At 34.7% G+C, this 25362-nt stretch carries 19 protein-coding genes; 4 read left to right on the top strand and 15 right to left on the bottom strand.

Annotated features, from left to right (window positions below):
* Positions 1-58: 58 nt before the first annotated feature.
* The 3 genes from BUA89_RS00560 to BUA89_RS00550 all read left to right on the top strand — a co-directional run bounded on the left by BUA89_RS00560 (position 59) and on the right by BUA89_RS00550 (position 2151).
* Positions 59-808 (top strand): hypothetical protein, encoded by a 750-nt coding sequence (locus BUA89_RS00560; protein WP_072952682.1) that lies wholly within the window; start codon positions 59-61, stop codon positions 806-808.
* Between the two features lies 1 nt (position 809).
* Positions 810-1277, top strand: coding sequence for an OsmC family protein (locus tag BUA89_RS00555; RefSeq protein ID WP_072952681.1), 468 nt, complete (start codon positions 810-812; stop codon positions 1275-1277).
* 223 nt (positions 1278-1500) lie between these two features.
* Complete coding sequence (locus BUA89_RS00550) at positions 1501-2151, top strand: response regulator transcription factor (RefSeq protein WP_228420503.1); 651 nt, start codon at positions 1501-1503, stop codon at positions 2149-2151.
* Positions 2152-2333: 182 nt separating this feature from the next.
* Here the strand turns inward: BUA89_RS00550 and BUA89_RS00545 are convergent, their stop codons facing one another.
* The 8 genes from BUA89_RS00545 to BUA89_RS00510 all read right to left on the bottom strand — a co-directional run bounded on the left by BUA89_RS00545 (position 2334) and on the right by BUA89_RS00510 (position 9844).
* A complete protein-coding gene (locus tag BUA89_RS00545; RefSeq protein WP_072952680.1) occupies positions 2334-3845 on the bottom strand; it encodes a carboxypeptidase regulatory-like domain-containing protein in 1512 nt (503 codons plus the stop codon).
* A 10-nt stretch (positions 3846-3855) separates the two neighbouring features.
* Positions 3856-5220 (bottom strand): CsgG/HfaB family protein, encoded by a 1365-nt coding sequence (locus BUA89_RS00540; RefSeq protein WP_072952679.1) that lies wholly within the window; start codon positions 5218-5220, stop codon positions 3856-3858.
* Between the two features lie 33 nt (positions 5221-5253).
* A complete protein-coding gene (locus tag BUA89_RS00535) occupies positions 5254-5664 on the bottom strand; it encodes a curli production assembly/transport component CsgF (protein ID WP_072952678.1) in 411 nt (136 codons plus the stop codon).
* An 11-nt stretch (positions 5665-5675) separates the two neighbouring features.
* Positions 5676-6407 carry a CsgE family curli-type amyloid fiber assembly protein gene (locus BUA89_RS00530; RefSeq protein ID WP_072952677.1) on the bottom strand — a complete coding sequence of 244 codons (732 nt, stop codon included), beginning with the start codon at positions 6405-6407 and terminating at the stop codon, positions 5676-5678.
* Between the two features lie 11 nt (positions 6408-6418).
* Positions 6419-6817: a hypothetical protein gene (locus BUA89_RS00525; RefSeq protein WP_072952676.1), complete on the bottom strand. Its 399-nt coding sequence runs from the start codon at positions 6815-6817 to the stop codon at positions 6419-6421.
* 171 nt (positions 6818-6988) lie between these two features.
* A complete protein-coding gene (locus tag BUA89_RS00520; protein WP_072952675.1) occupies positions 6989-7807 on the bottom strand; it encodes a hypothetical protein in 819 nt (272 codons plus the stop codon).
* Positions 7808-8304: 497 nt separating this feature from the next.
* Positions 8305-8694, bottom strand: a complete 390-nt coding sequence (locus BUA89_RS00515) for a VOC family protein (protein ID WP_072952674.1) — start codon at positions 8692-8694, stop codon at positions 8305-8307.
* Between the two features lie 7 nt (positions 8695-8701).
* Complete coding sequence (locus tag BUA89_RS00510; RefSeq protein ID WP_072952673.1) at positions 8702-9844, bottom strand: acyltransferase family protein; 1143 nt, start codon at positions 9842-9844, stop codon at positions 8702-8704.
* Between the two features lie 110 nt (positions 9845-9954).
* On the opposite strand from BUA89_RS00510, the gene BUA89_RS00505 reads away from it, so the two are divergent.
* Positions 9955-10815: an AraC family transcriptional regulator gene (locus BUA89_RS00505; RefSeq protein WP_072952672.1), complete on the top strand. Its 861-nt coding sequence runs from the start codon at positions 9955-9957 to the stop codon at positions 10813-10815.
* Between the two features lie 332 nt (positions 10816-11147).
* Here BUA89_RS00505 and BUA89_RS00500 read toward each other — a convergent pair whose 3' ends face one another.
* The 7 genes from BUA89_RS00500 to BUA89_RS00470 all read right to left on the bottom strand — a co-directional run bounded on the left by BUA89_RS00500 (position 11148) and on the right by BUA89_RS00470 (position 25356).
* Positions 11148-11852 (bottom strand): hypothetical protein, encoded by a 705-nt coding sequence (locus tag BUA89_RS00500; protein WP_143152231.1) that lies wholly within the window; start codon positions 11850-11852, stop codon positions 11148-11150.
* 69 nt (positions 11853-11921) lie between these two features.
* Positions 11922-12338, bottom strand: a complete 417-nt coding sequence (locus BUA89_RS00495; protein ID WP_072952670.1) for a hypothetical protein — start codon at positions 12336-12338, stop codon at positions 11922-11924.
* A gap of 117 nt (positions 12339-12455) precedes the next feature.
* The gene (locus tag BUA89_RS00490) at positions 12456-12731 is read right to left on the bottom strand and encodes an RHS repeat domain-containing protein (RefSeq protein ID WP_072952669.1); all 276 of its coding nucleotides are present in this window, start codon (positions 12729-12731) and stop codon (positions 12456-12458) included.
* A 270-nt stretch (positions 12732-13001) separates the two neighbouring features.
* Complete coding sequence (locus BUA89_RS00485) at positions 13002-13430, bottom strand: hypothetical protein (protein ID WP_072952668.1); 429 nt, start codon at positions 13428-13430, stop codon at positions 13002-13004.
* Complete coding sequence (locus BUA89_RS23025) at positions 13396-14373, bottom strand: RHS repeat-associated core domain-containing protein (protein WP_262487532.1); 978 nt, start codon at positions 14371-14373, stop codon at positions 13396-13398. The genes BUA89_RS00485 and BUA89_RS23025 overlap by 35 nt, the downstream gene beginning before the upstream one ends.
* Positions 14374-14641: 268 nt before the next feature.
* Positions 14642-15031: a hypothetical protein gene (locus BUA89_RS00475; RefSeq protein ID WP_072952666.1), complete on the bottom strand. Its 390-nt coding sequence runs from the start codon at positions 15029-15031 to the stop codon at positions 14642-14644.
* Complete coding sequence (locus tag BUA89_RS00470) at positions 15028-25356, bottom strand: SpvB/TcaC N-terminal domain-containing protein (protein WP_083531559.1); 10329 nt, start codon at positions 25354-25356, stop codon at positions 15028-15030. The genes BUA89_RS00475 and BUA89_RS00470 overlap by 4 nt, the downstream gene beginning before the upstream one ends.
* Between the last annotated feature and the right edge of the window lie 6 nt (positions 25357-25362).

Below are 25362 nucleotides of genomic sequence, written 5' to 3'. Positions count from 1 at the left end.
TTTTTATAAGAAATATGATTTTTATAATTTTATCGTTTCTTATAAAACTAATCCTGAAATGAAAACAATTCTTTCTTTTGTTTTATTATTAATTTCCTCTGTTGCTTTTGGACAGAACACGCCCATTTCAAAACGTAGATTCAAAACACTTGTTTCAGAAGCTTACCAACAATTTTCTTTAAAAGAATATGATGATGCCAAAAAATCTTATTTGGAAATTTTAAAATTTGTTGATGAGAATAAAGTAAAAAAATTTAGCGGAAAAACAGAATATTATACAAGTAACTCTTATATAAATGGATTTTACACAAATCTGGCAAAAATTGAGCTCATTAATAAAAACTATTCCGAAGCTATAAAATACCTTGACAAAAAGAAAGAATATCCTTTCAGAGCAACTTGCGGAAATGCTAATGCAAGAATTGACATTTCTATGGCAACCCTCTATTCTCAATGTTATATAGGCTTAGAAAAAGATGAAGAAGCTTTAAATTTTCTCATTCCTTACATTCTGGATAACCAATTAGGAAATAATTCAGAAATTGTACATCTCACGTATAATTTACTTTCTAAAAATCATTCTAGTGAAAATTTAAAACATCAATTCGAGGATTCTTTTAAAAGTTTGAATATAAAAAAAGAGAAAAGAAATCAATATGAATACGATGCTTTTAGTATCCGATTTTTGAACAGGGATATTCCTTTAGAAAATTGGGATTTTAGAGATTTGAAAACTCAGGAAGAAAAAGAAAAATTATTACGTGAAATTCTTTTTAAATCCGAATTCTATACACTTCTATCAAAATAAAATGAGAGACCATCACTACAAAACTACGATTAAATGGACGGGAAACAAAGGAAAAGGAACCAGCACCTATCGTGATTACGAAAGAAGCCATACTATTTCTGTAGAAAATAAACCGATTATTGAAGGTTCTTCCGATCCGGCTTTTCGTGGAGATAAAACAAAATATAATCCGGAAGAAATGCTTTTGTCGTCGCTTTCTTCTTGCCACATGCTGTGGTATCTTCATTTTTGCTCGGAAGCAGGAGTTATTGTCACCGATTATGTTGACGAAGCAGCAGGAATTATGCAGGAAACAGCGAACGGAAGCGGGCATTTCACCGAAGTTACACTGAATCCTACTGTAACAGTTTCTGAAGAATCAATGATCAAAAAAGCAAAAGACCTCCATCATCAGGCGAATGAATTTTGTTTTATTGCCAACTCAGTTAATTTTCCTGTAAAACATATCCCAACTGTGTTAGTTAAATAAATAAGGTATTTTATTTTATTTTTTAACAAACAATATATCAATAACTTACAAACAATAACTCCAAAAAATCACATCAAAACTCTACCCAAAGGGAATTATTTAACAATTTTTTACTAAAAACCATATTATTTTAATAATTTATTTGCAATAAATCTAATTTTTGCAAATATTTTTCTATAAAATTCAAGTTTTTTTCTTATTTTTATATAAACTAAAACTAATCATGATGAGACCGAGATTAACCATCTTCGACGAGCCTCTGTTGTACACAGAAGGGCTTTCAAAACTCCTCGACCAAAGTGGAATATTTACAACTATTGATATTTGTAACTGCCCCGAGGCACTCAAAATTCTCCTGAAGGACGATCCTCCGGAATTCCTCATGATCAGTTCAAACATGCTCATTTTTACTGACCTCTACAAATCGGTAGAAAATATTACTTCTGAAAACAAATCCATCAAGATTATTATTATCGGAAACGGATACGATGTTACGGATATACGCAAATTATTTAACAAAGGAATCAAAAGCTACCTCGACAAAAACAGCAGCTACGATGAATTTATAAAATCTATACAAGCTCTGCTCCTGAACGAAGTATACATTTGCGACCATGCTAAAGACAGAATGGTAAATTTTATCAGTAACGAACAGGAGCAGCACAAAACCCACTTCAAAGATCCTCTTACCAAGAGAGAACTGGAAATCCTGAAACTTATCTGCGACGGTCTCAGCAGTAAAGATATCTCTGAAAAACTTTTCATCAGCATCAACACGGTAGAAACACACAGAAAAAGAATTCTCCTGAAACTGAATGTAAAAAATTCGGTAGGCGTTGTAAAATATGCATTGGAAAATCATATCATAGACTAATCATCCATCCAATTTTGCTTCATTAAAAATTCCAAACTTACGGGTTTGGAATTTCTTTTAATATACCATGAAAAAAATCAAGAATTTGATTTCGTAATAAAAACTTTGGTCAATGGTGAACCGGAGATATTAAACCAACGATTCACCTTTTCTGAATTGACCATTCGCAGAGAGATTTTCACTTATTCATAATCCGGCATTTCCGCATTATTGAAAAGAACAGCTCTAGTGAGATCCGTCATCGAACTGTTCAGATCAATAACCATAACATTCCGCTGGGAAATATTATCATTAGAAGTATTCATGAAAATTACCTGCGCGTTATTCGGGGAGAATCGTGGATCGAGATCGTTGGTTCCCATTATTTTTTCGCTTTCCAAAGAAATATCGTAAGCCATATTTGTACTCAAACGATAGACAAATACGTGAGCATCCAGCTGTCTGTAATTCCCCGAGTTATCCTGATAACCGGATATATCTCTTGAGTACACCAGCATTTGCCCGTCTACAGAAAAATTCAGTCCGCCACTTGCACCGGGAAGACCTGTTAAAACTGTATTTAAAATATTTCCCAGCATGTCAATGACATAGATTTTGGTATTATATCCATTGAAATCATTAGTTTTTAGAGCAATTTTACTTCCGTCGTAGCTCCAGTCACATTCGGAAATCATGCTTCCGTCGGGTGTGGTGTATACCAGATTCAAGCCGCTTCCGTCTTTATTGATTCTGTATAATTTATTAAAATTCGCGTACAGGATTTCCTGACCGTTGGTACTCCATGAGAAATCGAGTTCATCATTTCTGAATCCGGCAACCGGAACCGTTGTTACTTTAAAGGCATTGGAACCGTCCGGATTTGCAGTGTAAATATGGCTGCTACCACCTTCTGTTCTCAGAAAAGCCACCAGTCCTGAATTATTATTTTTTCTTGGCCTCCAGCTGTTGTACGACGGATTGGTAAACTGAAAATGAGTTCCCGCATCATCACTCGATATAATTACAAGATTGCCGCTTTGTTTCTGAACATAATGAAAACGGTTGGTAGGAACCATATTGGTTGTAAACTTACTGATCGGGCTGAGAACCGGATCGTGTATACCGTCTGAAACAGACACCTGCCAGAAATAACTGACCCCGTAATTAAGATTGGATAAGGTATAATGTGTTGCCGTAAGATCATTCACCTGAACTACATTGGTATTTACATTATTTTTAATCGTGAGATTATATTTTAAAACATCGGTAGCATCGGGATCTGTAGAGCTCCAAGTCAGTTCAACGCTTAAAGGCTGATTGACCGCATTATCCACAGGGCTCAATAATTTGGGCGCTGTAGGCGGGGAGTTTAGCGATTTATCATCATCCATTTCAAAAACCATCGTTACTACCTGATCTTTATTCTGAATATTAACCGCCTGAAAATTGGTAAGATATCCCGACAATTCAGCTTTTACCGAATAATTTCCGATGGGCATTCCCGGTATTTCAAAAGAACCGTCTGCTGCCGTAAACACGGTCTGTGTAGTTGGTGTAGTAAAAATCTTTACATTAGCAATAGGCTGATTGGTGCCTCTTTTCACTACTTTCCCTTTTAAACTTCCGGTCTGAGCCTGATCTACCAATTCTTCGCTGCAGGAAAAAAGACAAACTGAAAAGATTAATATGCTTATAATTTTGAATAGTGTTTTCATAGCTCATGTTTTATTTGTTACCAATGTAAAAATTGAGTCCTAATGCAAATCTCAACGCCTGATCCTTTCTTTTACCGTTTACAAGACCTTCCCAATTATCTTTAAAGCCTAAATCATACTGGGATGAAGCCCGCAATCCAACATTTTTAGCGAAAATATATTCCAGACCTCCTCCAAATTGTCCTTTATACTGAGGTTTAAATTTGGAAAACATAACTCCACCCCCTCCATAAATGTAAGGGCTGAATTTATATCTTGGGAAAAGAATATATTCCAGATTAACTTCAGGAACGAAATAAGAACGTTTAAGAATATTCTGATTTTCCATCGTGAAAATACTTGAATTCAACTCCAGATTAAAACTTGGGCTCATAAAATATTTAAAACCTAATTTTCCTCCGATATTCATTCTGGGATTGATATAGTCATCTCTTACTTTCTGTGCTTCCACATTTCCGAACACGGCAAAATTATGCCTGTGATAGCTTGGAAATTTATTCCCGATAACCCGGTTGATATTTTCCTTCTGCTCTCTGTCGTATTCATCTATTATGGCCTGATAGTTTGCCATATCTCCTGCAGATTTACCCCATATTTTATCTTTAATGCCTTCTACAATCAAGGCTTTAACAGATTTTTCAATAGCTTCGGTTACGGCAAGCTGAACAGGCTCGTTTTGGGTAAGCCCCACCTCAGCTTCCAGTAATCTTTCGGTATCGATATACCTGAAAAAGCTTCCGTTGACACTGGTAGATAGAATAGTTTTGGAAGTATAAACCGTCTTCAGGATTTCTCCGTTTAAGGTAGAAACGGCACGCAGGTAAATGGTAATTCTGTCCTGTCTGTATTGGGTAGAAGCTCCGATCCCGAAATACCGGGCTCCCAGACCACCGGTCATAATATTGCTGTCATAGGAAATTACTCCGCCTTCCAGCAAAATTCCTGCGTACAGAAGGGGTGGCAGAGCGGTGCTGTTTTTGTCGGCATCTTTAAGGTATTCCTGTCTTGTAGAACGGATAATCTGTCTTTCGTTCAGCAGGTTGGCAATATTTTCTCTTTCGATGGGAATAAACCATTTACTGTCTTCAAGCGCTTTTATCAAGATAGTGGTGGTACCCTGCGGAACAGCAGTACTCCAGTTGTTTCCGTTTTCTGCCGGCTTATACTGCCCTGTCTGATCCCTGAATTTGTAAACGCCGATTACAATTTTCTCTTTGGGGAGGGGCATACTTTTTAGTTCTGTGGTGTAGACTGTATTTTCTCCTAATGTGGATCTTTCAGGATTGGAAGGCAGCCCTAATAAGGAACTGCACGCCTGCAAAATACACAGCATCACAGCACAGAAAAAAATTCTGGTGTAGGTTTTGGATCTCATGGTTAAAAAAAAATTAGTTTTTTAGGTATTTCTTTATTTTGGAATAATAATCTCGGACTGTTCCCCTGTGCTGGTATCCAAGATATTAATCAACAATCCCTGAGCGGTAGAAGTTACCTGCAGATACATCGAGCCGAAAAGATAATTTCCGGGCTGGAGGCTTCCTTCTCCGAACTGATCCTGAAACAGCTTTCTGGACAATTCACTTAATACCTGCCGGTTGAGGCTCTGGCTAAAACTGTCGAGAGAATTCACGTCATTCAGCAGGCTGGCAAAATCGTTTTTCTGATCAAACTGATTCTGTGCGTTTGCGGAACTTAGAAGCCACTGATAATTGAATGTATCTCCTCCGAAAGCAGGATTAATAGGTTTATAAACAAGCTGCTGAGATTTCCCGAGAAATATTCCTCCGAAAAGCATTAAAATAAAAATAATAGTTTTCATGGCTTTTATTTTTAGTATATAAATTCATTTTTTATAAGATTTTTCCTGGCATTAAATTCTTTGATATATTTTAAACTGGCACTGAGCTGCTCTTTCAAATAATCATCACTGGGATTCGTCATAAAGCTGTAGACTATTTTATCATCAATCTGCACATTAATCTGCCCGCTGGTTCCCCGCGAAGGCAACTCTGAAATGGTAACTGCTGAGGTACTTTTATCAGGAATCTGACTGTAATACATATAAAAAAGATCATAAAAATCTTTTCCCACCTTACTTTTGGTTTCGTCTATGGTAAGGCCTTTCAGCTCATAGAATACCTCTTCTTCAATTTTTGCCACCTTTTTTTTAAACAACTCATTATTCAGCTCCAGACTGTCTTTGGCAACAAGCTTCTGGGTTTCTTCATCTCTTATATAAAGAAAAGCTTTCAGGGCATCTTTAGTTTGAAAATTGACATTGATCTCCGAGAGAACTTTAACCTCATTAGGATTAATCGAAAATTTTCCTTTTTGCTGATTGTTGGATAAATTTCCTCCGTCGCCTTTTTTTATTGAAATCAAAAGATAATTAAGCTCCTGGTAAATGGCTGTTCCGTTGGTAACGGTTGCTTTAATCCTTATCTGATCTTCCAGCATACTGCTTTCGATTTTTGCAGTTACTTTCTTATCTTCCTGTCCGTAAGTGGTAATGGCCAGGAAGATAAAAAAAGTACACAAAGTCAAAGCTGATAATTTTTTCATCACCGAGGTTTTTAATAGTTTCTCATGAATATGGTTTTGTTATCTCCTTTTACATTGATCTGCAAACCGTCTGAAATGCTGTTACTTCCCGTAATATCGATGATATTGTTATGTCCCTGAGTTGTAATAGCTGTTTTGGTTTCCGTATCTGTAAAGGAATTCACAAAATACAAGGTGTTGTAATCCCCCAATTGCTTCACCACAATGTCTGTTTTTGAATTGATATATAGATCTGCGTGATTGGCGTTTCCCTCCTGAATAATGTTGGAGTACGTAGCTTTGGGATCTGTATTCTGCAGTGCAATGATGTTGACAGCATTATTACTGTTGATTTTATCCCAATCGATCTGCTGTGATTGTACAGACATGAATAAGAAAAGTGCGGGGACACTCCATCTCAGTGTAAACATGGTTATTAATTTTATTTAAAGATACTTTTTTGATGTATGGAAGAAAACACGTTTGGCAGGTAGTCTGATAAAGTAGTGGTTTCCCGTTACGTAAAATCCCTGTTAAAAATGGTAAACAAAAAGGAGAAGCCATTCGCTTCTCCTGAATTTCACTCCAAAGTTAAGAAGCTACTAATTTGATTGATTAACCATTAAAGAATTATTGTTTCCGGTTTGAACTCCTATATGAGTATGCGCATCTCCAGATTGGCTTACCAATGCAATATTTCCGTCACCAGCCTGAGTATTTAGTGCTGTATTTCCGTTTCCAACCTGTAATTGGCCTAAAAGATTACCATCTCCCACCTGAGCACCCATCGCTACGTTGTCGTCACCGATCTGAACTGCCCCTGCGATGTTACCATCACCCTGCTGATAGTGAGATGCCATGTTGTCGTCCCCAAGCTGATACTGTACCAAAATGTTTCCGTTTCCGACCTGAGCTCCGGAAGCTTCATTTCTTCTTCCGTCCTGAACCTGTCCGGCAATGTTTCCGCTACCCCATTGGAAAGAATCTGCGGAGTTTCTGTTACCTTCCTGTGACTGAACAGCAATGTTTCCTGCCCCCCACTGGATGGAAGAAACTTCGTTTCTGTTTCCTGTCTGAGTCTGAACGGTAGAGTTTGAAATACCCACCTGCCAGGTAGAAGCTGCGTTTCTGTTTCCTGTCTGGGTAACTTCATTAGAATTTAACCATCCGTTCTGGTCTACATCTACAGAGTTTCTGTTTCCTACACTCTCTGCAGTATTAGAGTTCATAATACCCACCTGATCGATATCGGCTGTATTTCTGTTTCCGTCCTGCAAAAGCTCGTTGGAGTTCATCATCCCTGTCTGATCAACGGTTGCAGTGTTCAGGTTCCCATTTTGAGTACTCATGTCCAAATTTGCCTGTGCAAATGTGAAGCTCATAGCCATTAGTGTAAATACACCAGTAATAAGGTTTTTCATATTAGTAAAAATTAATTGGTTAATAGTGAGACAAAGGTATACGCTAAACCAACTGCGCGAACCACGAAAAAGGTGTAAATTTTCAAAATCACTGATTACGGTATGAAATTGTCACCAATTTCTGTTTTTGTGGTATCATTGATTTTAATTAGGGGAAAATACGGTAAGAGAAGGATGAAAAACTAAAATGAATGATCGTACTTTGAAGTTAAACTTGTTTAAACTTTTTTTATTTAACCGCAAAAGACACAAAAGATCTGTATACTATATGTAAAACTTATCATTTAAGATAAAAAAAGAACGCATAAGCTCTTAAAAACTTTTGATTTTTATTTTTTTGATGGCTTTTGTCCCTTTTGCGGTAAGATTTAAAATGAGTTTAAACAGATTTGTTATTTAAACTTCGCAGCCAATCAAATATCAATAAAAAAATCGGCTCAGATCTTCTATCTGAGCCGAACAAAAGCGAACGATGAGTTTCACTTTGAGAATTAAAACTATTTTAAAATCTCGATGATGTTATTTTCAGGATCGAGAATTACACTTTCGTAATAGCCATCGCCGGAAGTTCTTGGTTCTCCTACAATTTTATAGCCGTCGTTTCTTAAAATTTCCGTTAATTCATCCACTTTTTCTTTGCTTCCCGTTTCAAACGCAAGATGAATAATCCCGAATTTTTGAGCTTCAAACGAATTATTTCCATCTTCAATATCGGGTCTTGTCATGATTTCCAGCCTGCTTCCGTTATCAAAACTTAAGAAATAAGATTCGAAATTTTTAACAGGATTATGATATTTTTCGTTGGAAACAGCTCCAAAATATTTTTCATAAAAACTTCTCATGAGTTCCAAATCCTTTACCCAAAACGCAACGTGTTCTATTTTCATTTAATCTTTATTTATTTGAAATTAATTTTTTATTTAACCATGTTCTCACCGGAATATCATAGAATTTCATGAAGCCATACGCTAAAATTATTGAGGTAAATACCGTTAACAATCCTAAAATCCATGACTGAGGTTCTTGCAGAGTATGTTTTCCATTCACAATCCATGCCATATAAACGTACACCAACGGAAAATGGGTAATATAAATCGGATATGAAATATCCCCTAAAAATTTACATAATCGATTCGCTTTTTCACCAACAACTTTTCCGCCTGCTCCCAATAAAATAATAATCGGAAACATTATCATCAATGTAAAACATTCGTAAAAAGCATTCTGCCAATGTGCCGAAGTCCCTCCTAAACGTGGAAACGCAAATAAAATGATTAATAAAATACTCGTTGTAAAAAAAGCGTGTTTGGTGAATTTTAATTTAACGGCTCTTGCCAAGAAAATTCCCATTAAAAAAGGAAAAGCCAATCTTGTAAAACCTATTTTTAATTGCGTTATATCATCGATTGACCAACCTCCAATGATGTCTCCATTTGGATTTGTAAAAGCATAATGAATCGTAAATCCGGCTGAAATGATCACTAAAATTCCTAATACAATTTTAGAGACTCTTCTTAAAATTAAAGCATAAACGATATTCGCAATATACTCAAAAAATAGCGACCAAGCCGGTCCGTTCAATGGGTGCATTTCATTCCAGCCTCTGATGTCGAGACTTTTTCCGACCGGAATGACTGTCATTCCGATGAGCATGACCAATATTAATTTCCAAACCGGAGTTGTTGAAATTCCGCCCCAACCTAAACCTTCCGATTGTTGGAAATAAAATAAAACCGCTCCAACCAAAGAACCAATGATAATCATTGGCTGCAATCTCACCAAACGACGGATGGAGAAATCTTTCAATGTCATCTGATTCCAACGATTGTCGTAAGCGTAACTGATCACATATCCCGAAAGCATAAAGAAAAAATCCACCGCCAAATAACCATGATTGATGATCTGTTTGGTATGATCTCCGTTCGAAAATGTTTCAAAAACATGGAAAAATACGACCATGATTGCGGCAACACCACGCAATCCGTCAAGGATTTCATAATGAGGTTTTGATTGAGAAATATTTAAAGCTTGATTCATATTTTCACTTAAAAATTAATGCAAAAATATAGGGTATTGTCTCAAAAGGATTGTTTTATATTTTTTTATTATTGTCTTATATTTACATTATCCTGATTTCAACTATTAAAATGAAGCAAAATTTAAAATATTATCCAAAAGCAAGAACCCATACTTTCCACTTCGATCACGTTCATATCCAATGGAATCAGCAGGTTCCCCTTCATCAACAGGAAACATGGGAATTGTCTTATATTATCACCGGAAGCGGTGCAAGAATTATTGGTGACGTTGTGGAAAACTTTTCGAAAGGAGAAGTTATTCTGATTCCCCCCAATATTCCGCACTGCTGGTCTTTTGATGAATCAGTTCATGACCGTGAAGGAAAAATTGAAAACATCACCATTGTTTTTGAAAATGATTTTCTGGAAAGCTGTAAAAATCTTTTCCCTGAACTTTTCAACCCTATTTCTGAACTTCAAAATAATGAAAATGCAGTATCTTTTAAAGATGAACTGTTGGAAAAACTTCAAATTTTAATGACTTCTATGATTCATCAAAATAGTATTGAAAGGGTTTCTTCTTTTATTAAATTATTAGAATTAATTTCTTACTGTAAAGATATGCAAGTGGTCGGAAGACCCGTCATTGAAAACAAGAAAGAGAAAAAAATGCAGGAAATTTATCTTTTTATTCTAAGTAATTTCCAGCGAAATATCACTCTGGAAGAGATTTCAAAATCTGTCGGAATGCAGAAATCTTCATTCTGCGTTTTTTTCAAAAAAATGACCGGAAAATCTTTTTTCACCTATTTAACAGAATTCAGAATTGAATCTTCCTGCCAAATGCTGCTGAAAACGAAACTGTCTGTCGGAGAGATTTGTATTGCTTCCGGTTTTAGTGATATTCCTTATTACAATCGGGTTTTTAAGAGGATTAAAAGTGTGACGCCGACGGGGTTTAGGAAGCGGGGATTTGTTGTGGAAGAGTGATTTACGGATTAGCAAATTACAGGAAGACTATATTTGTCTCAGATTCGCCATAAAAAATCCGAAGAAATAAAATATATCTTCGGATTACATATTGTTTAATCTATGTTAACCTTTTTAGTAAGGCTCAAGTGGACGAGGAAAATGCTCGCAATAGCGGGTTGCTAAATAAAATAAAATCCACCGCAAAATAGTGGGTTTATTTTTATCTGCTCAAAGTCGAGAGACTTTGCGTAGCGGGCATTACCTTTAATATAAAAAGCCAACTCCTAAAAAGTTGGCTTTTGTGTTGTTCTTCTTCTAAATTTCATAAAAAAAAAGAAAAGAGCCGGAAATTAGGAAGTTGACAATATCGTATAATCTTCTATTTCCCAATAATTATCATGCAATCTTAGTTTAAATACAGCATTTCTACCGTAATAATCTTTTTTTATATGATGGTCAACAAAAACTAATGCTCTTTTTTTAGAAGGATCAAATACAATCTCTGAAAAATAGACAACACCTATCTCACATTCATTTGTATGTTTATCATACTCTGCCAGATCCAAGACTTTTGCGGTACACAAATTAAATTGATTTGCTTTTATAGAACTTCGTGTACTTAATTTTTTAATAATATCTGTATTATTGGAAAATTCTTTTAAAAGTTCCTTCCTACTTTTTTTGTGATTTATATGAGCTTCGGGATGGCCTGTAATAAAATTTTTACTACTTGTAGCAAAATCTGTATTTTTATTTTTAGTAGAATCTATATACAAATTGCAAAATTTTTCACGATGATTAAAAATTTCGTTGTGGGCTTTTGTCTTCTCTTCGATATATAAATCTTCATCGTGAACTCTTAAACTATCAAAATATCTTTTTTCACCTAAATAATCTTCTCTAAAAAAATAAGGTATCAACTGATCTGTTAAATCATTATATAGTTTTACATTAGTATCGGTAGATTGGCTTACACATTTTTTCATTTCCTCCTTACAATTCGTAAGTAATAAAGAGGATAACAAAATCACAACTATTTTAGTTTTAAAATTCATATTGTTTAGGGATTTTGGGTTAATAATATGGTCTTACTCGCAAATTATCTTTTGGTTTTTTATAATTATCTAAAACAGATGGCATTTTTTGTGATTCAAGTCCCTGATTTCACGTTGTTGCCTAAAATCTTTTGCAGCATTATTCCTCCTAAATCCATCAAACTTTTCACTAATTATATCACGATCAGAAGCAGAAAATTGAGTATCTGTTCCAAAATAAATAATTTCCCAATTATCTCCTATATCACCCTTAACACCTTTTGATTGAAGACTCTTCTTAAAAAGTGGGTCCTGTTCCTTGGAAACATGGTCAATTGCATAGTCTGCCCAATGACCACCTTCATGAATTATTATTTCTGCTAAATTATCAATATACTTTTTATTTCCTTTATTTTTTGAAACCGTGTTTACTACGCCAGAATCTATTTTAATAACATTGGGATGATCTGGATGAAAACTCGCCAAATCAAGTAAACTTTCATTCATTATAACAAGGGGCCCATCTCCATTTGAGCATTTTCTGTATCATTTTATCATTTACTTTAAATCTGTCTTTAAACGCTTCTCGAAATTCTGAATCTCGAAACACCGCTTTTATAGTTTTTATTGCCGCTGTATATAATGCTCTTTCCTCTTTCGTAGCATTTGCTGGTAATCTAAAATTTCCATCAGGATCAATGTAATTAATAGGGTTGTTCCACAATATGCATACGGCGACCAACTTGGATACTTCTCCGCTAGTGGATCGACACCATACCAAATACTCAACCTTGGATTATAATATCTTGCACCATAATAATACAGCCCCGTATCTTCATCCAATTCTTTTGCATTAAACTTATACGGATTATTATAAGATCCATCCATCTGTTCCAACATCGTTTCCCCGAAAGATAAATTTAAGAAAAATTGTGTTGTCTCGCCCTGAGAATTTTTTTAATAAGTTTTATTTTATCACTATCACTAAATCTGATACACAAGGAATGATCTTCAATCAATTGGATATGTTTTTTTCAGTCAAAACAAACACGAGTAAAGAACCTTACTCGTGTTGTTAATAATACATTTTTAATAATTGTTGAAATTTAATGAGTTAATTATATAAAAACCATCATCACTAAATTTGATACATTACCCAGCCTTTTTATTCTATAATCTAAATGACTTTAGTTTAGTTGGATTATTAGTTTGTAGATTAATTAAAATCCTTTTCTTTTTGTCATTGGAGTATTGTAATATTAAAGTATCTTCTTTAAACTTTAATACATCATATGTCTTATTTTCTATTTTCAGAACATTATCTTTTTGTTGATAATTCCATTTCATAATCTGCTTAACGTCATCCATTCTGAAATTCTTTAAAGAGTTGGTTGAAAAATCAAAACCCTTATAATCAATACTTCCATCAGGATAAAATTTGTATCCATAATTAATATTTTCATAAATGTTTTCTTCTTTGTTGGATGCGTAAATATACCAAAAACTATTTTTTTCTGTTATTTTTTGTTCTAATGAACTTTTGGTACAGCTAGATAATAAAAAACTATTTAAGATTAGGAGCACTATTAGATTTTTCATATATTATAGATTTAGTTTTATTATCTGGGGTATTGATGTACATTTTTCCATCTGATTTATCAAATAATAATGAATAACCTGAATTGTTATTATTAAAATCTTTTATTAAATCATCTGCTCTTTCTGTATTTCCCTCTTGATAATATGAATTCATTATTAATTGTGAAAAATATCCCACTTCACCTTCTTGATGAGCTCTTGATGATTCTTTAAATGTCCAATGACTAACAGCTTTATTAGCAACCACGGCATGAGAATAAAAAGTTGAAGATTCAATATTATGATAATCGTCGTATTTATGCATGTTTTCATGATATGTAATATTCATTAAATCATATTTATTGTTTACCATAGGATGAAGATAGCCATTCTTCTGAGCATTAAAAACAATACCTCCATCATTGTTATAATATGCGGTAGAGTTATTACTTCTTTCCGATGTCGTGCTAATATTTGTCGCCCCAATTTTTGAAGCATAATAGGCAATAACATTTTTACTTGCTTTCATATTAAACCCATAAGCATTCGACATGGGAAGATTTCCTAGTAATAAAGATTTATTATTATGAACCAAGGTAATATATTTAGACCCATTATTAACAACTCTGTTAATACTACCATCATTATTTAAATAAATTATATCTTTCGGTGCCATTCCGTCTGGATCGGTAAATCTTACTGGATTATCAAACGTATATGCATACGGCGACCAATTCGGCATTTTTACTGCTAGTGGATCAACCCCATACCAAATACTCAACCTTGGATTATAATATCTCGCTCCATAATAATACAGTCCTGTATCTTCATCCAATTCTTTAGCATTAAATTTATACGGATTATTATAAGATCCATCCATCTGTTCCAACATTGTTTCCCCGAATGGTAAATTTAAGAAAAATTGTGTTGCATCACCTTGAAAATTGGCAACACTACACCATATTCTCTAGATAATCTAAAGCTTATTAACGAAATTAATAGAGAAGAAAAATATTTTCTTAAAACTTATTGAAACTTTCATTTCAAAAATTTTTAAAATTTATCTGCAACAAAATATTGCAACACTGTAAAATAACCAAAGCCACCTTGAAGAGTGGCTTTGGTTTATTGTTGGAACGAGCGAGACACTCGCACCAGCAGGGGAAACGCTTTCTAAGGCTCTTGCAATATAAAAAAGAGGCGGTCTCAAAAGTGAGATAGCCTCTTTTTTATTAGAAATTAGTTGTTAGTATTTCTTCTTGATTATTTTCATAGTCCAAAGTGTCTGTTTTAAAATTATTTTTAATAACCAACTTTAGAGAACCTTTTGGTTTTATTATTGAATCTCCTATCTCAATTTTTTCATCCCAACCTGTATGGGTTGGTAAACTATCTCTTCCAAATACAACATATGTAGCTCCATGGTTACTAAAATCAATACTTTTATTTGTAATTACAGAATTAACTGATTTATCTTTTATCTTTTTAAAAAGAAGTTGATTAAGATTTTCATTATTTATTGGAGTATTTTTAAAATAAATAAAAATAAAAGTAAAAACACTTAAAATAATAACGGATATAACTAAGATTAAACGAGGATATTTTTTATTGAAAAGCATCATTTCTTTTTGTTATATGGGGTGAAAAATTTTGTATTTGTTCTTGTCCAAGCAGCACCTGCATCTAAACCAATACCATAACCAACACCATTCGTAGTATATCCGTTCTTATTCTTGCCCCATGCATTTGGATTAATATTTTGCATAAAGGTTGTATTTGTATCTGTTGTGCCACCATAACTAACAGATGCGCCTATACCTCCAGAATATGCATTCCCATAACCTTCAAAATCTGCCACTTTGAATAATCTCTCATTATCTGTTGTCTTAATTGGCGTAAAATCAAATCCTACTCCTATATTAAGACCTATAGCTTTGCCATACGAGTAATAAAATTTTCCATCTCCATAGGAGTCTTTAACATATCCTGCTGAAAGAGTAAAACCAGGTGCAATTAATGGTGCAAAAGTAATTCCACCTTGAACAGACAAACCGCTTACGCTTGTTTGAGAAGTTGTAATTGTACCACCTGAAATCATACTTAAAGATTCGCCACCTTCTGCATGAAAAATAGTAGTTTTAGCATCACCTGTTTTTACTGTGGCAGAACCATTAGCATGTAAATAATACATCCTATCAATACCATCCGCAGAAGCTCCAATTGTATTACTCTTACCTAAATGTTCATAACCTTTAACCTCTTTATTGGTATCTTTCCACTCTATATTATTGGTTTTCTTATTACGATACCAATCAGTTGCTTCACGTCCATCGGGATCCACATATCTTATCGGGTTATCGAATGAAAAAGCATACGGCGACCAGCTTGGCATCTTCTCCGCCAGCGGGTCAACACCATACCAAATACTCAACCTTGGATTATAATATCTCGCTCCATAATAGTACAATCCTGTATCTTCATCCAATTCCTTTGCATTAAACTTATACGGATTGTTGTAAGAACCATCCATTTGCTCCAACATTGTTTCCCCGAATGGTAAATTTAGGAAAAATTGTGTTGCATCACCAAAAGAATTGGTCACAAATGTAGCAGTTCCCAGATGGTCTCCATGCAGATAGTATAAATCCGGTCGTTGCCACATTTCTCTAAATTCTATAGAAATATCATTGCCAAGCCCTGCTTTTTCAAGATACGCTCTGAAATCAGATTTTGTATCCGGTGTTTTTTCTTCAGTCTTGCTTGCTGCAGATTTATTCAGAATACTCGGATCTTCAAACATGGCTGCATTATCCAGTACCCTGCTCGCAAATCTTTTGGAACCTTCAAAATAATGTTTTGTATACTGTCCTGAAGAGCTTACCGTAACATAAGGATTAGGATAAATTTTATATTCCAGCATTTTAAGATCATCAATCTGAACAGGAGCTCCGTTCTGATATAGCTGTGCCGGAGCTTCCAGCCCATACTTAATTACCCTTTCACCTTTATCGTCATAGGTATAGTATTGGTATATTCCTGTGTTGTCATTGTAAAAGGCTCTCAACCTGTCTTGTTCGTCCCAAAACATAGATCTTGTGCCATTACTGTCATTGTGCTTCACAGCATTACCATTATAATCATAGACAAATGACTCTTCATTTCCTGTAAAGCTATCCATTACCTTTTCCACCTTATGGGTTCCGTCCACATATTTGTATTTGTTCTGATAGGTATTTTCAGGAATGACTGTCAGATCTCTTTCATGATGCTGTTTTTTTCTAATGATTCCGCCTGCATTATTATACTCCATTTCAATATTATTTTTTGTAGGAGCCATATAAGCAGGATTTACAGGCTGAGTGCCCATATCTTCCAGATAAACAGTATCTCTTGTTGAAGTTCCTCCAAGTCTGTTCAACGTATCATAAGTAAAATCCATATGGAATACTCCTCCCATTCCGTTAGACAAGGGATAAGCATCATTTTTAATTGTAGTGACATTACTAAACTCGTCATATCCGTAGATGTTATTCAGCATCGGCTGATTGGAAGAATTGATCAGGTTATAGAACAGCAGCTTTCTATTCTGAATATTATACGTATATTTTTGGGAAGTCCCATTTCCGTATTTAATCATAGTGCGCTGTTCATAGCCATCATAATCAATCTTCTGAATATAGGTTTCTCCGAAGTTATTATTCACAGATTTAAGATTTCCTCCCAAATCATAATGATAAGAAACAATCTCATCATCCGGATATTTAATCTTTGTAATACGATTCCAACTGTCGTAGTTGAAGTAGGTTTTAAAATACATGGTGGGTATATTATGTCCTACTACTGTTCTTTCTTCAGAAAGTACTTCTCCCATTCTTCCGTACGCGTAAGAGGTTGTCCCGGATCCGTCATATTTTGAGACAATTCTTCCGGCGTTATTTCCTGCTGTTGAAAGACCATATTCGTAATACACTTCATTTGGGTTAGGGTCCCCGGAAGGTAAATCCGGCAATACAATTCCTGTAAGCCTATTGTAATCATATTTATAAAATATATGATGTGTGCTGATGCTGGAATCATTCACCAAATTATCTGTTGATAATCTGATAACATTTCCTGCCAGATCATATTCATAAAGAGTTGTTCCTTTATCCGGATGGATCTGGCTTTTACGTCTTCCTGCCAGATCATAGAAATACTGAGTTTCAATCCCCTCAGGATCTCTTACACTGACAAGCTCCCCAATGGTATTATACTTAAAAGCAGTTGTCAGTGGTTGCGTATTAAGATAATCATCTTTTTGTACAATCTTACCTTCTGCATTGGTATAAGATTCCGACTTTTCATTTGAAATTTCGGTTGTCGTTTTAAGCAGGTCGCCGTCGATAGCATACGTTGTATTAGTATCAATCCCGTCTTCATCCGTAAAGGTAATTACCCTGTCTTTGCTATCATAAGCTGAAGAGGTAAAAGGAGAGGATAGCGAATTACTATTTAAATTTTGATTTCCCATTCCTTCCACTGTTGGATGATGTTGCCGGATCACTCTTCCCAAAATGTCATATACTGTTCTTCCCGATATTGATCTGGATTCAGCACCATAGAATTCAATATCTTTTTTCACCTGTACGATTCTTCCAAGGAAGTCCGAGTAAGTATCTGTCATAATGGTATTATTTATACCAGCATACTGAGGATCAAAATTAGATGTTGAAGCTCTATAAATTTTTACAGACGCATCATTATTCGGTATTCCTGCATGATCCAGCCAGTATCTGTACCTAATGGTAGGAACAGTAGAACCACTTGCAATCTCATTAGGTCCCATAATGGATTTTGTTCTTCCAAAGCCGTCGTAATAAAATACCATGGCATTTCCTCCTGTATCTACCTTTCTCGTTACTACATCAAAAAGCGGATTATATTTTGCTGTTGACTGGATATTGAAAACATCTTTCACCTGAACAACATATTTCCCTGTTTCAGTATCATCATAGGTATACTCAACGAAATACCTCTGTGCACTGTTATTTTCAGGATAGGTCACTTTTTTCACATTTCCTACAGAATTGTATTCTACATCGGTAACACTTTCATTAGTCCCGTTAAAAACCGCATATGTACCTACGTTACCGTTATTCCAATTGATATTATAAGCTCTTCTTCTTCTCAGCAATGTGGATGTTGCAGTTCCGTCGTATACTTCAACAAGTACAGGAATACCAATAATATTGTTAGCAACTGCCTGATAGGTGATATTAGAATTATATGTTGCAGAAGGACTAGTGTATTGATACTTTGAAATAAGACCTTCCGGTGTATATGAAAACTTTTCAGTCGTTGTAATACTACCGCCTGTTTCAAATATCGTTTTTACCTTTTCATCTAATAGAGCGATGCCCATTTTTCTACCTTCCCTACCCCCACTGTCATAATCTAAAGGTAAATCTGAACTTAAATCGATCTCTGATGTATCATTGATAAATTTTCTAAGTTTATAATTGTACTTTATATCTGACATCAAACTTCCGCCATCTCCTTGTACTGTACTTTGCTTAATTAATCCACTCAATAAATAACTATTGGTAAAATAATAGTCAGTAGAAGTCCTTGCAACTGTGCCACTATTCATTTCCTCTTTTACCACAATACCAAACCCAAAATCGTCTCTTTCTCTTCTGTCATACTTCCTGTTCTGGAAAGTATAATTGGTTTGCATTTTATTCCCGTATTCTGTCGTATAATTTGCAGAAAATACATCCGGTTCTACTACACTAATTTTGTTAACAACCAACTTAGCATGTGGGTTATTATAATTAGCTCTGGAAAATCCGTAATCTACCAAGTATTTTCCTTTTGAAAATGTATTGGTAATTGATTTAAGTTTATTGGTTCTTCCTATTAATGAATAATTAACAACCAATCCACTGTCAGTATCCTGAACAACATCTGTGAATCCGTCACCGTTCATGTCTTTAAATGCCTTTTTCGTTTCAGAAACATTAATCCCTAAATTAACTGTTGCTCCTGCTCCTGCTTTAATCCAAAGTATCAGTGCTACTACTGGGGGAATAAGAGTAATAGGTCCTATATTAAACATATAGTTTCCACCGAAAGAAAGAGATCCGTTAAATGATTGCGTTTCATCAGTAAAATCAATATTTCCTCCACTTTTTACCAAAGGAACGGCAGTATTAAATTTATTTCCTAAATTATATCTTACTGAAGTAGAATTGTTAGAATTATCAATTTCAAGAATATCAATAAGCCCATCACCATTTACATCTTCATATACTACCTCTGCAGTTCCTTTTGAAGCAGATGCTCCTGCACTAGCACTTATTCCAAAACCGAAACTACTTAATGCACCTAGATTTGCCGAAGCTCCCAAAGCTCCGCCTATGCCAATACTAAAGCTTCCCTTAGGATGAGATCGGTAGGTAATTAAGTTGTCGACCGGAGTATATCCACCTAAACTCTTTCCAAAGTTTAAAGCTACTGCCATATTGGATGCCCCGCCATTTTTTATCCTATCTGGAAGTCCATCTCCATTAATATCCATCCAGAATGTTTTTCCCGAATCATATGAATCATAATAATCATTCATACCTGCACTTACTGATCCTCCTCCCGACCATGGTAATCCTGTGTCAGATTGAGTAGACGTTCCGTTAGACCCCTGTGCTCCTATTCTTCCTGTTACAGAGAATGCATTATAAGAAAAACCTAAGGAATTCATCCTCTGATAGCTCGCAGAATTTGTTGGAAAATCTCCTGTATTATAGCTCATTACATCTTCCAAACTTCCTGTAGAATTAGTAAACTGAACAGACGCCGGATATATGATGTCCGGATATCCATCTCCATTAAGATCTGAGAAGGTTTGTGTTTCAACACTTCCCTGATCTCCCGAAAGGACAGTTTCAGAATTTCCACCGCTTCCCATCCCATAGCTCAAGCCATTGGTTGTATTTTTTGAACTGCTTTTATATATTTTATTGATCGATTTCATCGTTGTATCCACAGACAACTGCCCTGAAGTATAAGTAGCAGGTGTTGGAACCGGAACATTAGAAACCGGGTCAGAAAAATAACTTACTGTATCGTCGTCCTGAAAACCTGATGTTGATGAATATTGATTAGGTCCTGCACCTACCCATTTTCCCAATGAAACTCGCCCACTCTTTGTTAGCTGTGGTTTCATTGGAGCTACTAATTGAGAAACAGTATTATTACCTAAATTAGGATTGCTGGTAGCATTTAAAATACATTCGGCTAAAGCAGCATTATTATTAGTTATTGTCTGACATGCAGTATAAGTATTCTGTGTAGAAACAGCAGATGAAAAGGCAGAGTTTTCAATTACATTCCCATAAGTGTAATCATAAAAACTTCCAGGTTTATATAAGAATTGTCCCCAATTTTTGAAGAAAGGAGTTTTTGTATTATACATTGCTGTATTAACAGCCGTTGCCGAGGTAGATCCATACATCGTTGTATCATCATAATAAACATTGAAAGGATTTCCTGAAAAATACTCTGTATATTTATTAAATAAAGCGTAGTCTCCTCCCGTTTTGCAGTATACCTCTACCGTTATCAAATGATCAGTGCCAACAGTAGCTAACGTGGGATTCCCCGTAAAAAAATTAACTGGAAGGATCCCCGAAATATCAGCATCGGTATCCATATCCTTCTCTATAAGAATATTATTGGTGTGTGAGACAACAACTTTTCTTTTGCCAAGAACCTGATTTCCCTTTTTTATAATATAGTAGAATGATCCAGTTCCCAGATTTGAAAAATTGGTAATATTTTTGTTAATCTGTATACCAAAATTATGATCTGATGTAAAAAAGATACTATTAGGAATACTGTAAATATCTAATTTTGATTTTAATTGTGTTACAGCAAAAGATGGATACTCAGGAATAGCTGAGAAATTAACACTTACATTTGGGGTATTCGGATTGGCCGTTGTAACTGCATTATAATCAACAGTAATTTTACCATTCCAACTAGATAAAAAATTAGTATGTGAATCTGACTCTACTATGAATCTCAAATATACAGGCTCAGAGGGATTAACGTCCAAAGTCAGAGATTGAGGTACTGTAAAAAACAGAAAATCATTTTGCGGATATACCTGTGGAGGTACCAAATTGGTAATTACTCCCGTAACAGCATTTTCTTTTACAATTCTAAAAGTAATTTTATCGGTTGTAGCACCTAACAAAACACGTTCTACATTAATTGTTGCTGTTCCTTGGGCATCAAGATAAATTGGTGCAATAAGATTATTTAAGAGCATATTTGTTCCATAGGTTCCATTATTTAATTGAAATGACCCTTGTGAAAGTTCAAAAGTATTTGGAATGTCGTTTCCATTAGTATCAACATAAGTTATATTTGGATCGGAGGTTATGGGATAATCTTGAACTGTATTTTTATGTAATCTTACATACACTTTATCTCCACTTCTTACATATAGCTGTTCTGAACTATTAATAGCCGCATTAACTGGAAATGATTGCATAGAAGTATAATAATCATTATATCGTCTAATGTTGATATTTTGCATCGGGTCTCCTGCATGTAACTCAGTTAAATAAATTCTTCCGTTTCCATTATTATTTTGTACTCCTAATGGAGCAGGACGTTGAATTTCTACAGAATAAAAAATCCTCTGTGGAGGATTTTGAATTGTCCCATACGATGCCATTACAATATTATCTATAAATCTGATATATCCGTCTTTCGGTGCTATCCACACTTTTACAACATCAACAATTGGAGTGGGCGGATATTCGGGATCTATAGGGCATTCTTTTGGATCCGGACAGATCACATGGCTCTGTATGGCTTTCGCTTTTACAACCATATTTTCTGTATATTCGGAATACTTGGTCATTTCAGATTTTCCTGAAACAGTATCATATTTATTAAACCAAACTTCTCCGTTATTTACAATATCCATCAATCCATCCGAATTGGCATCGGTAAGGTATGTTTTGGTAGTACTGGTAGAAGATGAGCCTATTTGTGAACGGCTATAAATAATCGCTCCCATATCCCATCCTGAACTCGTGGTTTTTGTTTCTGTAAATGAAAAATCGCCTCCATTATAATTACCTATGAATTTTGATCCTAAAAAGCTTAGATTTCCTCCAGAATCCAATTGCCCCGTTCTTAAAAACAACCCCTCATTAGGAACTCTATAAATCATATCTTGTATTCCATCTCCATTGAAATCCACAAGCTGTTGCGCATTTCTGGCTTTAGAACTAGAGTTACCAAAAGGAAATCCAAACATTAAATGTCCGTATGCATCACTAGAAGGAGTATAAAAATTTAATCCCGCAGCAGGTCTAAAATTTATTCCTGTTTCAGAGCTGATATTTCCATTAATTTTAGAAGGTTTTAGGTTATTTATTATTCCTGAGTATGCTTGTTTATCATTTTGAAAATTAATATAAGTATCAGCACCAAATAATCTAACATTTCCCTGTCCGTCTTTTACATCATTATAGTACTCGAAAGTATAGCTATCTGAAATTTCATTACAGGTAGGTTCAATTCCACCATCAGTTCCGCCATTACCTCCAGTTCCATCATCCATATCCCTCTCCTTGTTAGCTATTGTTTTATTCATTGGTAAGGTTGTAGTACAGGGATTATTTGGAACGATATAAATTCTTTTTAAAAGAGTTTTAAAAAACTCTCCCTCAATATAATCCATTTTATATGTTCTGACAAGCTCAGTTTTATATTTAACTTCAATATCATTGAGTAAATAAGGTTCTACCCGTGCGAAGCCTTGTTTAGCATTAACACTGATATCTTTTCTAGTAATACTTACTTGTCTGTTAAAATTTACAGTATAATCATAATTCTTTCCATATTCAATTTTTTTGACTTGAAAAAAAGTACCACCTCCAGCAGATTCATTATAATAAGTAAACTTTATAGTATTTCCATGCGCGTCTTCTATTAGCCTTAATCCCCAATGTGCGACTCCTCCCACACCAGAAAGTACGGAATCCCCAGACCCTCCATAATATCTTTTAGTTCCATCAGTAGAAGTTACTTTCCACGTATAATTAGACGGACTTGTTCCTATTCTTTCAATAAGTGTAAAATCATGATTTTTTCTAAGATAGAATTTTTTCACTTGGTTATTACCTGCATCAGTATAAGCTGTTCTAAGTTGCTTTTCGGTGGTAATAGCTGTATTGGATTCACTAACATCATTATGTCTGTGCGGTAAATAGGTATTGGGATATACCAGCATTTCCCCATCTAATGAGTATAGTTCTGTTTCTTTATCGCTATTAAAAGTTGGCGTTCCCCATCTTGTATCCACTGTAATAGCCGACAAACCATTGATATTCCAACCATCTCCCATCCAGCCGTTTCCTCCTCCACTGCTGTAGCCAATTGACAGTGAAGGCTGAAGACCGCCAAGACCTGCAGGCACGCGGATCGGATAATTCGCATTTGCATCTCCCTTTTGTGTTGCTGTTGGAACCTCCATCAATTGGAGACCTGCGGTAGGATCTGCTGCTTTCAATCCGCTAATGCTTGTAGGGGCAAAAGCTTCCAATTGTGAAGATTCAGGAACGGAAATTACACCATTAATATAATCTGTATCTCCTTTCGTCTCAACGATAACTACTTTTTTCTCGGTATCTACTTTACTGGTAGGATCAACTTTCCATTTTTTTGATGTATAATCAAAATAAAAAGCCTTTAATTCTTTTGCAGACCTTGCTCCCAATTTCTTTTCATCATATGGAAAAGAGAAAATCATACTTTTTGTAAGTTCTCCCGAACGGTTTTCTAAACGGTAAGCGCCAGAATTTACAGTCATACTTTTAATCTCTCTCGAAATAGCAGGATAATCTTTTTTTCTAAGTTTTAAAACCTGAACATGGGCAGTATTTTCTACAGAATTCTTTTCAACCGAAATTGTAGTACCTTCATACGTATTGGTATATTCTGCATCTTTTGAAATATTAATGACAAGAGGTGCAAACCTTTCCTCACTCAGGGTTTTGAATGAAGACTTGCTTTCAGGAAATTTATATTCTTTAATTCCGTTTGAGGTCGTAATGGTAACAAAACCTTTGTCTTTGTCTTCTTCTGTAAGATTCAATAAGGCTTCGTATTCACCTTTTACCGATGAAACAGCTTTACCTTTAATATTAACAGATCCGTTTTCAACTCCTTTTATGTAAAGATTATTCCCTGATAATAAAGATGAGATATTATCAGACAGTTTAAAATTATTCTCAAAAACAATTTTTACATTCTTTACCTTATATTTTACTCCATTAAGAGAAGAAGTAAACAGAATTGTATTTTTTCCTTTTTCTAAAGAATTTAAAGCAATTTCTTCTTTTTGAAGACTCCACTTGCTGTTTGCAACAATAATGTCTCCTCCAAAAGCAATATTTTTATTGATTGATCTTGAAACCGAATGATAAGAATCCAGCCCAAAAAGATCATATACTAAATATGCTTTAGTATTTTGTTTTTTTATTTCAGGAATAACAATAGTAAAGAAATTATCAGAAACATTATCCGATTCATCTTCCGAAAATTCACCAATAATTCCCTGCTTTTCTTCAGAAGCAAAAATATTATCTAAATTCTCATTCCCATAAAATGTAGTATTAGACAGTATTTTATTTGGAAAACTATCTTGATTTGTTTTCTCAATGATGTCAGGATTTCTATGACCTTGATTTTTAGATTTCGAATATTCCGGCAAGTTTACATCATTTGATTCCGAATGATAAATATATTTATCCATCATTCGTAGCTTAAAGGATCTCACCTTCTGTCGGTCTTCTTTTGTAAAGCCCGCAAATATAAACATGCTGGCAAAGAAGCAAACAATAGATATTGATCTTTTAAAAGAAAACGATTTATTAGTTTGTATTTTCATGATTGC

Source organism: Chryseobacterium arachidis, assembly GCF_900129245.1.
GTDB classification, from domain to species: domain Bacteria; phylum Bacteroidota; class Bacteroidia; order Flavobacteriales; family Weeksellaceae; genus Chryseobacterium; species Chryseobacterium arachidis.
The sequence above is the reverse complement of the archived record's forward strand: the minus strand, read 5'-3'. Positions and strand labels throughout refer to the sequence as shown.